Annotated in this window: 17 protein-coding genes; 7 read left to right on the forward strand and 10 right to left on the reverse strand. The window is 57.8% G+C overall.

Features of this window, described 5'->3' with window-relative positions; translation table 11 throughout:
• Nucleotides 1-631 precede the first annotated feature (631 nt).
• From tatC to DV711_RS13925, 9 genes are all read right to left on the reverse strand, one after another.
• A complete protein-coding gene (gene tatC, locus DV711_RS13885; RefSeq protein WP_114696332.1) occupies nucleotides 632-1,417 on the reverse strand; it encodes a twin-arginine translocase subunit TatC in 786 nt (261 codons plus the stop codon).
• A gap of 3 nt (nucleotides 1,418-1,420) precedes the next feature.
• On the reverse strand, nucleotides 1,421-1,780 hold the full coding sequence (tatB, locus tag DV711_RS13890) for a Sec-independent protein translocase protein TatB (RefSeq protein ID WP_114696333.1): 360 nt from the start codon (nucleotides 1,778-1,780) through the stop codon (nucleotides 1,421-1,423).
• Nucleotides 1,781-1,804: 24 nt separating this feature from the next.
• Nucleotides 1,805-2,056: a Sec-independent protein translocase subunit TatA gene (tatA, locus tag DV711_RS13895; protein WP_114696334.1), complete on the reverse strand. Its 252-nt coding sequence runs from the start codon at nucleotides 2,054-2,056 to the stop codon at nucleotides 1,805-1,807.
• A gap of 124 nt (nucleotides 2,057-2,180) precedes the next feature.
• Nucleotides 2,181-2,516: a phosphoribosyl-ATP diphosphatase gene (locus tag DV711_RS13900; RefSeq protein WP_114696335.1), complete on the reverse strand. Its 336-nt coding sequence runs from the start codon at nucleotides 2,514-2,516 to the stop codon at nucleotides 2,181-2,183.
• Nucleotides 2,509-2,922 (reverse strand): phosphoribosyl-AMP cyclohydrolase, encoded by a 414-nt coding sequence (gene hisI / locus DV711_RS13905; RefSeq protein WP_114696777.1) that lies wholly within the window; start codon nucleotides 2,920-2,922, stop codon nucleotides 2,509-2,511. The genes DV711_RS13900 and hisI overlap by 8 nt, the downstream gene beginning before the upstream one ends.
• The gene (gene ubiB, locus DV711_RS13910; protein ID WP_114696336.1) at nucleotides 2,922-4,562 is read right to left on the reverse strand and encodes a ubiquinone biosynthesis regulatory protein kinase UbiB; all 1,641 of its coding nucleotides are present in this window, start codon (nucleotides 4,560-4,562) and stop codon (nucleotides 2,922-2,924) included. Before ubiB ends, hisI begins: the two co-directional genes overlap by 1 nt.
• 43 nt (nucleotides 4,563-4,605) lie before the next feature.
• Complete coding sequence (gene ubiE / locus DV711_RS13915) at nucleotides 4,606-5,370, reverse strand: bifunctional demethylmenaquinone methyltransferase/2-methoxy-6-polyprenyl-1,4-benzoquinol methylase UbiE (protein ID WP_114696337.1); 765 nt, start codon at nucleotides 5,368-5,370, stop codon at nucleotides 4,606-4,608.
• Between the two features lie 93 nt (nucleotides 5,371-5,463).
• Nucleotides 5,464-7,044, reverse strand: a complete 1,581-nt coding sequence (locus tag DV711_RS13920; protein ID WP_114696338.1) for a GGDEF domain-containing protein — start codon at nucleotides 7,042-7,044, stop codon at nucleotides 5,464-5,466.
• A 155-nt stretch (nucleotides 7,045-7,199) separates the two neighbouring features.
• Nucleotides 7,200-7,847 (reverse strand): thiol:disulfide interchange protein DsbA/DsbL, encoded by a 648-nt coding sequence (locus DV711_RS13925; protein WP_114696339.1) that lies wholly within the window; start codon nucleotides 7,845-7,847, stop codon nucleotides 7,200-7,202.
• 199 nt (nucleotides 7,848-8,046) lie between these two features.
• Between DV711_RS13925 and DV711_RS13930 the strand changes: the two genes are divergently transcribed.
• Nucleotides 8,047-8,826 carry a sulfite exporter TauE/SafE family protein gene (locus tag DV711_RS13930; RefSeq protein ID WP_114696340.1) on the forward strand — a complete coding sequence of 260 codons (780 nt, stop codon included), beginning with the start codon at nucleotides 8,047-8,049 and terminating at the stop codon, nucleotides 8,824-8,826.
• Here the strand turns inward: DV711_RS13930 and cyaY are convergent.
• Nucleotides 8,819-9,145, reverse strand: a complete 327-nt coding sequence (gene cyaY, locus DV711_RS13935) for an iron donor protein CyaY (protein ID WP_243633832.1) — start codon at nucleotides 9,143-9,145, stop codon at nucleotides 8,819-8,821. The two genes, DV711_RS13930 and cyaY, sit on opposite strands and share 8 nt — an antisense overlap.
• Nucleotides 9,146-9,256: 111 nt before the next feature.
• Here cyaY and lptM point away from each other — a divergent pair, with 111 nt between their 5' ends.
• The 6 genes from lptM to DV711_RS13965 are packed head-to-tail and all read left to right on the forward strand — an operon-like array spanning nucleotide 9,257 to nucleotide 13,912.
• Nucleotides 9,257-9,382: an LPS translocon maturation chaperone LptM gene (gene lptM, locus DV711_RS13940; RefSeq protein WP_114696341.1), complete on the forward strand. Its 126-nt coding sequence runs from the start codon at nucleotides 9,257-9,259 to the stop codon at nucleotides 9,380-9,382.
• Between the two features lie 38 nt (nucleotides 9,383-9,420).
• The gene (lysA, locus tag DV711_RS13945) at nucleotides 9,421-10,680 is read left to right on the forward strand and encodes a diaminopimelate decarboxylase (RefSeq protein ID WP_114696342.1); all 1,260 of its coding nucleotides are present in this window, start codon (nucleotides 9,421-9,423) and stop codon (nucleotides 10,678-10,680) included.
• A 10-nt stretch (nucleotides 10,681-10,690) separates the two neighbouring features.
• Nucleotides 10,691-11,521, forward strand: a complete 831-nt coding sequence (gene dapF, locus DV711_RS13950) for a diaminopimelate epimerase (RefSeq protein ID WP_114696343.1) — start codon at nucleotides 10,691-10,693, stop codon at nucleotides 11,519-11,521.
• A 43-nt stretch (nucleotides 11,522-11,564) separates the two neighbouring features.
• A complete protein-coding gene (locus DV711_RS13955) occupies nucleotides 11,565-12,287 on the forward strand; it encodes a DUF484 family protein (RefSeq protein ID WP_243633833.1) in 723 nt (240 codons plus the stop codon).
• Between the two features lie 3 nt (nucleotides 12,288-12,290).
• A complete protein-coding gene (gene xerC / locus DV711_RS13960; RefSeq protein WP_165840123.1) occupies nucleotides 12,291-13,193 on the forward strand; it encodes a tyrosine recombinase XerC in 903 nt (300 codons plus the stop codon).
• 2 nt (nucleotides 13,194-13,195) lie between these two features.
• Nucleotides 13,196-13,912 carry an HAD family hydrolase gene (locus DV711_RS13965; RefSeq protein ID WP_114696344.1) on the forward strand — a complete coding sequence of 239 codons (717 nt, stop codon included), beginning with the start codon at nucleotides 13,196-13,198 and terminating at the stop codon, nucleotides 13,910-13,912.
• Nucleotide 13,913: the final 1 nt, after the last annotated feature.

Here is a 13,913-nt window from a genome sequence, read left to right on the forward strand (position 1 = left end):
AGTTGTTAGCCGAAGCCAACGAATTTTTGCTCAAAGTAAAACTGGAATAACTTAACTAAACGTAAGTACGTATAGTGTCGTATGAATTCACGAGTCACTTACTTTGATAAGTCTTTGTGATATTCCGGAGAATATCTGCTGTCCTATCCCAGCAAGTGCCCACACGAATTGCATGGTCGATTTGTTAAAGAGCGTTGCCTGGCGCCGTCTGGCTGCTCAAGCGAGGGTCGAAATTATACATCTCAAAACCCGTGAGTCAACGCTTTTTTGCGTTCTTTTTTCGTTGTGTTTTTCGAAACAAATCGTCGAAAAACCGCTTGAAAAAAGGGCCTCCAGCAACATCGAAACATCACCTGGAAGACCGACTCCGCTGCCACCTCAGCGGCAACGTGGGGGCGCATTCTACAGACCTTAGAACTGCCGTCAACGCAATTTATAAAATAATTTACAAAAAACCGAAATTATTTCGGAAATAAAAACAACTTCTTACAAATCAATAAGTTAGCAAGAACCACCAATTTCTGATCAATAAACAAGCAGTTACTGACCTAATAAGTTTTGTAGGAAATTTACAGAGTGGAAACCATCCGGTCCGTTCGATCTAACGATCTATGGGCCAAACTTCAATCGACTAGGTCTGCTCAGACTCTTCTTCGTCATCATATTCATCATCGCCACGACGGACAAAGATGCCTGCCAGGATAATGCCGGACTCGAACAACAGCCACATCGGCAGTGCCAGCAGCGTCTGTGAAATCACATCCGGCGGTGTTAGCAACATGCCAACCACAAAGCAGCAGACGATAATGTAGGCGCGCTTATCCTTGAGACTCTCAACCGAGGTGACACCACTCCAGACCAGCAGTAGCGTCGCAATCGGAATTTCGAACACGATACCGAAGGCAAAGAACAGCTTCAGGACAAAGTTCAAGTAGCTGCTGATGTCGGTCATCATCGCGACATTTTCCGGTCCGGTACTGGTGAAGAAACCGAAAATCAGCGGAAACACCACGAAGTACGCAAACGCTACACCAGCATAGAACAGGAAGATGCTGGAGATCAGTAGCGGTATGGCGATCTTCTTTTCATGCTGATAAAGGCCTGGGGCGATAAAACTCCAGATCTGATGCAGGATAAATGGGATAGCGGCAAAGATCGCCAGCACCAGTGTCAGCTTGAAGGGTGCGAAGAACGGCGAGGTAACATCGGTCGCGATCATGCTGGTGCCTTCGGGCAGCAGCGCGGTCAGTGGCTCCGATAGGTACGCGTACAGATCATTAGCGAAATAAAACAGCGGCAGAAACAGCACCAAGACGATCAGCAAGCTTCGCAGCAGGCGATCACGCAGCTCAACCAAATGGGAGATCAGCGGCTGCGCAGCGGCTTCGCTGGAAGGATCATGTTGGGCGTTGGACATAGCTTACTCGGCGGAGGGTTTGCGCGACTCCGGAGAAACCGGGGCATCCGATGCTTCGGTTGTCGCGGTCGCTTCCGGCTGGGGTGACGGCTTGAGAAGATCTTCACGCAGGCTTTCGTGGAAAGGCTTGGTCATGGAATCGACCTGCTTCTCAAGCTGTTCCTGTTGCTCCTTGGCCTCACGGCGCATCTCTTCAACACGCAGCTCTTCCGAGATCTCTTTTTGAACACTACCCAGGGTTCGCTTGATCTTGCCGATCCACATACCCGCCGTCTTGACAGCATGGGGCAGGCGTTCTGGGCCGAGTACAATCAACGCGACCACGCCTACGATCAGGAGTTCGGTGAAGCCGATATCAAACATGAAGAGGGATCCGTAATGGTCGGATTACTTCTCAGCAGATTTCTGCGTTTCAGTTTTCGCAGCATCCTCGCTACCGGCTTCTTTCTTTTCCTCAAAGCCAGCATCTTCTTTTTCAATCTGCTTAGGTTCTTCGTCATCTTTCATGGCTTTTTTGAAGCCCTTGACGGCGTTACCCAGATCGCCTCCGATATTACGGAATTTCTTGGTGCCAAACAGCAATACCACGATCACCAGAACAATCAGCAACTGCCAAACGCTAATTCCGCCAAAACCCATTGGAGTTCTCCCACTAATTCTAAATTGGACCGTCATTGCGGTCATTGTTCGATTGCACCGACTCTAGCAGTGCGGAATTATCCCAACCTTGATCAGACGCAAGTACGGCGATCAAGCGCTGTTATCAAGACGACTTACGTGAAGCCTTCTCTTCCAGTCCTGAGAGCCCAAACCGTCGGTCAAGCTCTTCAAGCACCTGATCCGGACCGACCCCCAACTGGGACAGCATGATCAGGCTATGAAACCACAAATCGGCGGTTTCACCAATCAACTCTTTGGTAGCGCCTGAGCGCTCGGCATCCTTGGCCGCCAGAATGGTCTCGGTGGCTTCCTCACCGACCTTTTCCAAGATCTTGTTGAGCCCCTTGGCATACAGGCTGGCGACATAGGAACTGTCCGGATCGGCCTGCTTACGCTGTTCCAATACCTGCGACAGCGCGCTCAATACATCGTTACTCACTGCTTTCTCCGCCCTTGTCGGCCTGATAGATCGCCTTCGGATCTTTCAACACCGGTTCTACTGGCTGCCACTGACCATCTTCCAGGGTCTTGTAAAAACAGTGTTCCCTACCGGTATGACAAGCGATTCCACCCAGCTGTTCGACCTGCAGCAAAATCACATCCGAATCACAATCCAGACGAATACCATGCAACTGCTGCACATGACCGGACTCTTCACCCTTGCGCCACAGTTTGCCACGGGAACGTGACCAATAGATGGCACGTTGCTCTTGAACCGTCAGCGCCAATGATTCCCGGTTCATCCAGGCCATCATCAGAATCTTACCGCTACGGTAATCCTGCGCGATCGCCGGTACCAGACCATCGTCGGTCCACTTTATATCGTCAAGCCACTGCTCGGACATCATCCACCTCTCCGCGTCGTGCTCAATAGAACCAAAGCCAAGGCCGCCAACGCCCAGCTGGAGGTCGGCAGATCCGGATTGGGAAGCAGGCCGGCGGTCCAGAGTGCGCCGATCAGGGCACAGATGCCTCCCAGCCTGCCCCAATGGAGAGTCCAGCGACCACGGGAAGCATCTTCCAGCGCCTGACGATCGATCCGATCGCGCTTCTGCATCTCTTCGAGCTGTTTCAACTGTTGCAACGCATCGGCCAACAATTGCGGCATCTGCGGCATCTGTTCGATCAATTCCGGTGCCCGTGCCTTCAGGTTACGGTACAGTCCCCGCGCACCCATGCGCTGTTTCATCCAGTCTTCCAGGAACGGCTTGGCGGTCTGCCACAGGTCCAGGTCCGGATAGAGCTGGCGACCCAACCCTTCAATATTGAGCAGAGTTTTCTGCAGCAGCACCAGTTGCGGCTGCACTTCCATATTGAACCTGCGGGCGGTCTGGAACAATCCCAACAGCACCTGACCAAAGGAGATCTCCTTCAGCGGCTTCTCGAACACCGGTTCGCAGACACTACGAATCGCGGTCTCAAAATCGTTAACGTTGGTGTCAGCCGGTACCCAGCCCGAATCGATGTGCAGCTGTGCCACCTGCTTGTAATCCCGCTCGAAGAAAGCCAGGAAGTTGCGGGCCAGATAACTCTGATCACTGGGCGTCAGAGAGCCGACGATACCGAAATCCAACGCGATGTATTGCGGATCCTGCGGATTGTTGTGGGACACATAGATGTTGCCCGGGTGCATATCGGCGTGGAAGAAGCTGTCGCGGAACACCTGGGTAAAGAAGATCTCGACGCCGCGCTCGGCCAGCAGCTTGAAGTTGGTGCCCTGATCGCGCAGCCCGGCCAGATCGGAGATCGGCACCCCGTGGATGCGCTCCATCACCATCACGTCCTGATGGGTGTAATCCCAGAACACTTCCGGCACATAGAGGATACTGGAGCCGTCAAAGTTGCGCTTGAGCTGCGAGGCATTACCGGCCTCCTTACGCAGATCCAGCTCGTCGAAAATGGTCTTCTCGTACTCGGCTACCACCTCGACCGGACGTAACCGGCGACCGTCGGCCCAGACGCTCTGGACCAGGTGAGCCAGGGTATAGAGCAAGCCGACATCCTGCTTGATCACCTTATTGATGCCGGGACGGATCACCTTGACCACCACGTCTTCACCGCCGTGCAATCGGGCAGTATGGACCTGGGCCACCGAGGCCGAGGCCAGCGGGGTGCTGTCAAACTCGCAGAACAGAGTCTTAACCGACTCACCCAGCGCTTTTTCGACGATGGCGGTGGCTTGATCACCGCAGAACGGCGGCACCTGATCCTGTAGCTTGGTCAGTTCAGCCGCCACATCCTCGGGTAACAGATCCTGACGGGTCGACAGCATCTGGCCGAACTTAACGAAGATCGGCCCTAGCTCCTCCATCGCCAGCCGTAACCGCTCACCGCGGGGAAGCTCGGAACGATAGATGTAGCGCCAAGGCAGCAGTACCAGCACATACTTGGCGTACCAGGGCAGATGCAGACCCTCGAACAGGTCATCCAGTCGGTAACGGGCGATCACCCGTACGATTTTCAGTAAACGTAACAGTCGGGACACGGTTTGCTTCTATTGGTCAGATGGTCAGCCTGGGGAAACAGCCTCAGGGCTTGATCCCCTTATGCAGGGCGACGATGCCACCGGTCATATTGTGGAAGGAGCAACGAACCAGGCCGGCCTGCTCCATCATCCCCTTCAGGGTCTCCTGATCGGGATGCATGCGGATCGACTCGGCCAGATACTTGTAGCTTTCCGAATCATTGACGATCAGCTTGCCCATCATCGGCAGCAGGCTGAACGAATAGGTGTCGTACATCTTGGTCAGCAACGGATTGTTGGTCTTGGAGAACTCCAATACCAGCAGACGACCGCCGGGCTTGAGGACCCGTGCCATCGACTCCAGCGCCTTCTGCTTGTCGGTGACGTTGCGCAGACCGAAGGCGATGGTGATGCAATCAAAATGGTTATCCGGGAACGGCAGCATCTCGGCGTTGGCCTGAACGAAGCGGACATTGCCGCTGACACCCCGATCCTGCAGTTTGTCACGTCCGACCTTAAGCATCGAGTCGTTGATATCGGCCAGCACTACCTGGCCAGTCGGACCAACCAGTTTGGAGAAGCGCATGGTCAGATCACCAGTACCACCGGCGATATCCAGCACCCGCTGACCGGTGCGAACACCACTGTATTCGATCGCAATCGCCTTCCAGAGTCGATGTACGCCCATCGACATCAGGTCGTTCATCAGGTCGTACTTGGCAGCGACCGAATGGAAGACATCGGCTACCCGCTTCTCCTTATCGTCAACCTGGACCTGTTCGTAACCGAAGTGGGTGGTTTCGTTGCTACCGCGTTGCTGATTGCTCATGGATTGCTCTGGATCTGATCCGATTCTTACGGGTGCCATTCGGCCAGACAGGTCCGGCCGAGGCGTCAAAGTCGGGCATTATAGCCCCATAAGCTAGCGGCTAGCTACGATACTGCGATTGCGGCCCTGTTCCTTGGCCTGATAGAGCGCATCATCGGCGCGCTGGAATACCTCTTCATGGGTTTCGTCATTGGCGTGGAAGCCGGCGATACCGAACGACATGGTGATCTGCACCGGCTTACCACCGAAATTGAACGGGCTGGCGGCAACCGTCTTGCGCAGCACCTCCACCACCTGCTGCGCCTTGGCCGCATCGGTCTCGGGCATCAGTACAACAAACTCTTCACCCCCGAAGCGAGCGACAAAATCAGATTCGCGCAGCCGCTTGGTCAGCAGTTTCGCGACCAGCTTCAACACCTTATCGCCAGCCAGGTGGCCGTAGTTGTCGTTGACCCGTTTGAAGTGATCCAGATCGCAAACCACCATGGTCAGATCATGGCCGTAGCGCTTCCAGCGGCTGAATTCGGTTTCCATCCGCTCGCTGTAGGCACCACGGTTGGGCAGACCGGTCAACGGATCGGAAACCGCCCGCACCCGCTGCTCTTCCAGATGGGCCTGCATCCGCACCGACTGCTCTTCCATGGTCTCGAGCTTGTCCTGCAGCTGTTCCAGGCGTGACTCGACCTGCAGCTCACGGGCCTCCTGCTCACTACGGTACTGATCAACGGCCTTGACGATATCGGCCAGCTGCGAGCGGACCGTGGTCTTCAGTTGATCCAGACTTTCCGCCTGCACCAGGGAGTGCTCGACCTTGGAAACATCGGAGCGAACCGCCAAATCGAGCTTCTGACTGCTGTCACGGTGTGCCTGCTGATGCTCACGGCTCTCGACCAGAAAGCCTTGGATATCCCCCAACTGATGGTTGAGGCTTTCCAGGTAATTCTCGAAATCTTCCTGGCGAACCACCATCGCCTTGAGCACCAGCTCGACTACCGCTTCCTGAATCAGCGGCAGTTGCTGCCACTCAAAGCCCTCTTCGATACGCTTCATCAGCGTTCGGGCTTTCGCGCGCTCGGCAGCCGGAATCGATAGCTGACCCAACATATCGAGAACCAGCGAGCCGACCCGGTTACAGACCAGCTCCAGCTGCTCCTGCGTCTCCTCCGACAGCGCGCCACCAGCAGTGCCGGCAGCAGCACCCGCTGCAGCGTCGTCGTTCGGGCGATCGAAAATGGTCGCTTGCAGTTTGGAGGTTTCGGTCAACAGACGCGGGTATTCACCGAAGTTTTCCACCGCATCGGGCAACTCCTCGATCAGCTTGTCGATCCGCTCCCGAATCCCCTCCTGGGAGGTGCTCTGCCATAGCAGCGTCAGCATCGATCGCAGCGCATCCAGCGTCTGCTGCACGCCGCGGTCCCGCTGCTGGAAGTAGTTCATCAGGCCCTTTTCGGCCGCTTCGGTACGACTGATCAGCGAACCACCATTACCGTTTTTGAGGCGCTCCTGCAGCGGTTCAAGGCGATCATCCAGTGCCGAATCCAGCCCCTTGGTGGCCAAACAGAGTCGGACAGTCACCCGCCCCAGCGCTTCCAAATCGGCCTGATCCGTCTCGCACTGAAGTTCTAACTTCTGGATCTGTTTCTTCAGAGAAGCCAAATCTGTATCGGTCGTCACGGTCTAAGTCCTTTCTAAGCCTGAGAAAATCGACGCTTAATCCACCGATGTTAGCCCAGCCCCGACAGAGGGGCCAGCCCATCAGCAGAGAATAAATGGCACAAAAAAGCCCGCAGCCGTTTCCGGTCCGCGGGCCTTTTGGAATCGATAATGGATCAGTTCAGCTTGGCCTGCTCCTGGGCAACCAGCTGATCGACCACCTTCATCATCGCCTTCTGGCTGCCGGCCTTGTCGGCGGTGACCAGGTATTTACCGTTAACGATGATCGACGGAACCCCCTGGATACCGTACTCGCGGGCTTTCTTCTTGCCACGGCTGATCTTGCTGTTGAGGTTGAAGGAGCCGTAAGCCTTGTTGAAATCGGCTTCGCTAACACCAAAGTCGGCAAAGAACTGAGCCAACTGCTCTTGGTTGTTGATCCACTGACGCTGGCGATGGATCAGGTTGAACAGCGCCGGATGCACCTCCTCTTCGACACCCAACTCCTTGGCCACGTAGTAGGCCTTGGCGAACTCGATCTGATTGGGGCGGAAGCTGACCGGGATATGCTTGAAGTCGACCACACTGCTGTCCTGCTTCGCTTTCCAGGGTGCCAGGTAGCGCTCCAGGCTATTACAGTGCGGGCACCAGTAGCCGAACATCTCGACGACTTCGACCCGCTTCGGGTCTTGGGTGCGAACCTGCTTGCTCAGCTTGGTGTAGTGAGTGCCCTCCTTGAACTCCTCTGCCTGGGCTTGCAGCGGCAAAGCCAGCAGCGGCAGCATCAGCAGGGCACTGGCCAGCGATAAGACTTTTTTAAACATCGGTTGTTTCTCCGTACACGATAATCGGGTTTGCAGCTTGGAACACAAACCCGGCAAAAGGTTCGGCGGCCATTGTGTAGCCAGCCCGTTAACAACTCAAGCAGAGCGCGATGAACCGATGCTGAACCCTTTGCCAACAGCCGTCTCACCACCTAGGTTGGACGGTATTTGCGCAGCATTGGGATTATAATGCGCCGCCATGGACACCCCCGACTCCCTGATCAGCCTGCTACTGCCGAGCGTTATCGATCTGGCCGATGCGCTATTGCTACTGGCGACCAGTTTCTGTACCGCACTGATTACCGCCACCCTCGGGGTCGGCGGTGGCGTACTGCTGCTGGCGGTGATCGCCTCGGTACTGCCGCCGTTGGCGATCATCCCGGTTCATGGTCTGGTCCAGGCCGCCGCCAACACCAATCGGGCGATCTTCACCCGCCAGCACCTGAACCGCACCGTGTTCAGTCAGTTTCTGTTGGGGGCGCTGGTCGGTGCGGCGCTGGCCTCGGTACTGGTGGTACAGCTGCCCACCGATACGATCCTTCTCTGTGTGGCCGGCTTTATTCTGTTCCTGACCTGGGGACCGAAACTTCAGATCCGCGCCATCCGGCCCTGGCCGCTGCGGATCGCCTCGGCATTGACCACCCTGCTGTCGATGTTCGTCGGTGCCAGCGGGCCGCTGGTGGCCGCCTTCGTACACCAGCTGTCGGAGGAGCGGTTCGAGCGGGTCGCCACCTTCTCGGCCTGCATGAGCGTTCAGCACGGCCTCAAACTGCTGGTGTTCGGCGGATTAGGCTTTGCCTTCAGCGAGTGGCTGGCGCTGGTGGCGGGGATGGTGCTGACCGGCGTGGCCGGCACCTGGGTCGGGTTGAATCTGCTGCAGAAGATCAGCAATCAGCGCTTCAGCCAGGTGTTCCGGATCATCCTGACCCTGATGGCGCTGAAGCTGCTGTTTGATGCGGGCAGCAATCTGCTCAGCTGAAGTCGAACGACTCGCCGGCCAGTTGATCGAAGGTCTCGGCCAGGAAGCGGGCCAGCGGCTTGGCATCGGCATCGCAAACCCACTCCCCATCGGCTTCGGCGTCGTAGTCGAAATGAAAACCGCCGAACGGAACCGCAATCCACAGCTGTCGGACCGGCGCCTGGCGAGTAAAAATCACCTTCTGACCGTTCTCACAGGTCACCGTCAGCACCCCACCGCTGTTCTCGTAATCGATGTCGGTCTCGGCTTCATCGAGGGCCTCCTCGATCGCCAGCAGACGGTCATCGACGAGTTGGTTGAATTCGCTTTCGGTCATCATTGTTGAGCAGCTCCGACTATGGGTGGTGATTGCAGTCGGCAAGTATACGGCATCCGCGGCTGCGGTTATAATCGCCGGTTTACCTAATCAAAATGGGATTGAGCGATGACGATGCGCTGGCTGGCTCCGCTGCTGTTGGGTTTACTGTTGATCGGCTGTGGCCAGAAGGGTGATCTCTACCTGCCCAAAGATCCAGCCCCCAGCCAGAAACAGGACCAGCAGCAAGGCAAGTCTTGATCATCCGCCCTCACTAGCTAATTTATTGGACAGTACCGATGGACAGTTTTGAGTACCGCGACGACGTTCTGTACGGCGAAGATGTAGCCCTTTCCCGGGTCACCGAACAGTACGGTACCCCCACCTACGTCTACTCCCGTGAAACTCTGGAGCGCCACTACCTGGCTTACGCCAATGCGCTGGGCGAGCATCCGGGCATGATCTGTTACGCGGTCAAGGCCAACTCCAATATCGCCGTGCTGAACCTGCTGGCCCGACTGGGCTCGGGTTTCGACATCGTCTCCCAGGGTGAGCTGGAGCGGGTGATCCGCGCCGGTGGTGACCCCAGTCGGGTCGTATTCTCCGGCGTGGCCAAGCAACCGGCCGAGATCCGTCGTGCGCTGGAGCTGGGGATTCACTGTTTCAATGCCGAGTCCGATGCCGAGCTGGATCGGATCAACGCGGTCGCCGGCGACATGGGCAAGGTCGCGCCGATCTCGCTGCGGGTTAATCCGGACGTCGATGCCAACACCCACCCCTATATCTCCACCGGTCTGAAGGAGAACAAGTTCGGTATCTCGATCGATCAGGCGCTGGCCGTTTATCAGCGCGCCGCGTCGCTGCCGAACCTGGAAGTGGTCGGCCTGGACTGCCATATCGGCTCTCAGCTGACCGAACTGACACCCTTTATCGACGCCCTCGACCGCCTGCTGGTGCTGGTCGATCAACTGGCCGACAACGGTATCAACCTCAAGCACCTCGATCTGGGAGGCGGCCTGGGGGTCTGCTACGCCGACGAAGAGCCGCCGTTGCCGTCTGCCTATATGGAGGCGGTGCTGTCCAAGCTGGGTAATCGTCAGCTGGAGCTGATCATGGAACCGGGCCGCTCGATTGCCGCCAACGCCGGCGTACTGCTGACCCGGGTCGAATTCCTGAAGCCGACCGAGCACAAGAACTTCGCCATCATCGATGCGGCGATGAACGACCTGATCCGGCCGTCGCTGTACAGCGCCTATCAGGACATCATTCCGCTGAAGATCGACGCCAGCCGTGAACAGCTGAGCTGGGATCTGGTCGGCCCGGTATGCGAAACCGGCGACTTCCTCGGCAAGGACCGTCAGCTGGGATTGGAACCGGGCGATCTGCTGGCCGTCTGCTCCAGCGGCGCCTACGGCTTCACCATGAGCTCGAACTACAACTCCCGCAATCGGGCCGCGGAAGTGATGGTCGATGGCGACAGCATCCACCTGATCCGTCAGCGCGAAGATTTCGAACACCAGATTCGTGGCGAGCAACTGCTGCCCAACGACTCCAAGTAGAGCAAGCCTAATGCAAGTACGCTTTACCAAAATGCACGGCCTGGGCAACGACTTTATGGTGGTCGACCTGATCACCCAGCGCGCCCGATTCACCCCGGAGCGGGTGCGCGAGCTGTCGGACCGCAATTTCGGTATCGGCTTCGATCAGCTGTTGCTGGTCGAAACCCCGACCGACCCGGAGATGGACTTCAAGTATCGGATCTACAATGCCGACGGTTCCGAGGTCGAGAACTGCGGTAACGGCGCCCGTTGCTTTGCCCGCTTCGTTACCCGCAAGCGCCTGACCGGCAAGCAGACCATCGCGGTCCAGACCGCCAAGGGCCCGCTGTACCTGAGCCTGGTCGATGACGATAAGGTCCGGGTCGACATGGGCGAACCGGTGCTCAAGCCCGAGCGCATCCCGTTCCAGGCCGAGCAGCAGGCGGCCGAGTATCCGGTTGAGGTCAATGGCCAGCTGTATCAGGTCGGCGCGGTGTCGATGGGCAACCCCCACGGCGTGCTGCGGATCGACAGTGTCGATTCAGCCCCGGTAGAAACCCTCGGCCCGGCCTTGGAGAGCCATCCCAGCTTCCCCGAGCGAGCCAATATCGGTTTTATGGAGATCATCGATCGCAACAATATCCGTCTGCGAGTATTCGAGCGCGGCGCCGGTGAAACCCTGGCCTGCGGTACCGGCGCCTGTGCGGCAGTGGTGTCCGGGCAGCTTCGCGGTTGGCTCGATAGCGATGTTTGTGTTCAACTCCCGGGCGGAAAGGTCGATATCCATTGGAATGGATACGGCAGTTCTGTAATTATGACCGGGACGGCCGACACGGTGTACGAAGGCAGAGTTCAGCTCTAGATTCGGTTCTAGGATTCAGTCCAAGGGAGAGACAGCCACCTCAATGAGCATCAACAAGAACAAGCCCAACGCGACCACGATGGCGATGAAAGCCGATATGGAACAGCAAGTGGTCGAGTACCTCGAAACCCATCCCGAGTTCTTTGCTCGCCATCAGTCCCTGCTCAACACCCTGCGCGTGCCGCACCAGCGCGGCGGCGCCATCTCGTTGGTCGAACGCCAGACCGAGATGCTGCGGGAGCAGAACCGGGAAATGCGCAGCCAACTGCATGATCTGCTCGATGCGGCGCGCTACAACGATCTGCAGTTCGAAAAGACCAAGCGCCTGGTGCTGAGCCTGCTGGAGTCCGAGACCCTCGATCAGCTCACCGATGCGATCGAAGAGGGCTTGTGTCGCGACTTCAACGGCGACATCACCAACCTGATTCTGCTCGACCAGACCATCGGCGAGCGTGGCGGCAACATCAAATCGGTCAGCCTGCAGGTGGCCGAGTCCCAGGTCGCCGAACTGATCGACAGCGACTGGGCCCTGTGCGGCAGCCTGTCGGATCGTCAGCGCCAGTTCCTGTTCGACGACCGGGCCGACAAGGTGCTGTCCGCCGCGGTGGTGCCGCTGGTCAAGGGCAACACCCTGGGGCTGCTGGCGATCGGCAGCTTTGAAGCCAACTACTTCCACTCCAGCATGGGCACCCTGTTCCTCAACTACGTCGGCGAAGTGCTCAGTCGGGTACTGTTCCGGCTGCTGAACAACCTGAATCCGGAGTAACCCTTGTCCGCGCTGGTCGATTGGATCGATGACTTTATCGACCATCTGGCCGGCGCCCGGATGCTGTCCGAACACACCCTGAGCAACTACCGCCGCGATCTCGACCAACTGGCCCGCTTCTGCGACGACCAGCGGATCGCCGACTGGCAGCAACTTGACACCCGACTGCTGCGTCGCCATATCGCCGCACTGCGCAGCCGCGGCCTGGCCGGCAGCTCGATCCAACGTAAGCTGTCGGCCTGCCGCAGCTTCTACAACTTCCTGATCAACGAACAGCGGCTGCAACACAACCCGGCGCTGTCGCTGCAGGCCCCCAAGAGCGGCCGCAAGCTTCCCAAACCCTTGGATGTGGACCAGCTCGGCAGCCTGCTCGACCAGACCCCGACCGAGCCGCTCGAGATCCGCGATCTGGCGATGCTGGAGCTGTTCTACTCCTGCGGCCTGCGACTGGCCGAACTTGTCAGCCTGGACCAGTTCGACATCGACCTGCGCGATGCCAGCCTGACCGTGGTCGGTAAAGGCCGCAAAGAGCGCCAACTACCGGTGGGACGCTCGGCCATCAAGGCATTGCGCCAGTGGCTGGAAGTGCGCGATCAACTGGCCGGCGCCGACCAGGAGGCGCTGTTCGTCAATCACCGCGGCGGCCGCCTGACCCCGCGAGGGGTCCAGCAACGCCTCAAGCGCTGGGGGCTGCAAAGCGGCACCCAGGGCAAGCTGCACCCGCACCGATTGCGCCACTCCTTCGCCAGCCATATGCTCGAGTCCAGCGGCGACCTGCGGGCGGTTCAGGAACTGCTTGGCCACGCCGATATCGCCACCACCCAGATCTACACCCACCTCGACTTCCAGCACCTGGCCGAGGTCTACGACAACGCCCATCCCCGGGCCAAAAAGACGGATACCTGAAGATGACCATCAAACTGATCAGCTTCGACCTGGATGACACCCTCTGGGCGGTCGACCCGGTGATCGTGCAGGCCAACCTGACCCTGTACCGCTGGCTCGAAACCAACGCCCCTGCCTTTACCGCGAACTATCAGCTGGAAGATTTCGACCACCTGCGCCGGATCGTGGTCACCGAGCAACCCGAGATCGCCCACAGCGTCACCGCCATTCGCCTGGCCGTACTGAACAAAGGGTTGCTGGATAGCGGCTACGACCGCGCAACCGCCGAGCAACTGACCGAAGCCGCCTTTGATGTCTTCCTCGCCGCCCGCAATCAGGTCGAACTGTTCCAGCACGCCCAACAGATGCTGATCGATCTGAGCGCCAACTATCGCTTGGTCGCGCTCAGTAACGGTAACGCCGATGTAGAAAAGGTCGGTCTGGGTGAGTTCTTCGAATTTGGCCTCAACGCCGACCAAGTCGGCAAGGCCAAGCCCGATCCACTGATGTTCAAACAAATGCTGGAGCGAGCGGGCGTCAAAGCCGATGAAGTACTGCATATCGGCGATCACCCCGATCATGATATTCGCGGTGCTCAAGATTGCGGGCTGCACACCCTGTGGGTCAATTTTTCCGGCAAACCCTGGCCGGAAGGACCAGAGCCGGATTTAGAAGTGCGATGCCTGAGTGAAGTGATGAGTTATATTGAGCGCTATAACGACTCGAGCAGATCGCGATAAG

Source organism: Motiliproteus coralliicola (assembly GCF_003345655.1).
GTDB classification, from domain to species: Bacteria; Pseudomonadota; Gammaproteobacteria; order Pseudomonadales; family Balneatricaceae; genus Motiliproteus; species Motiliproteus coralliicola.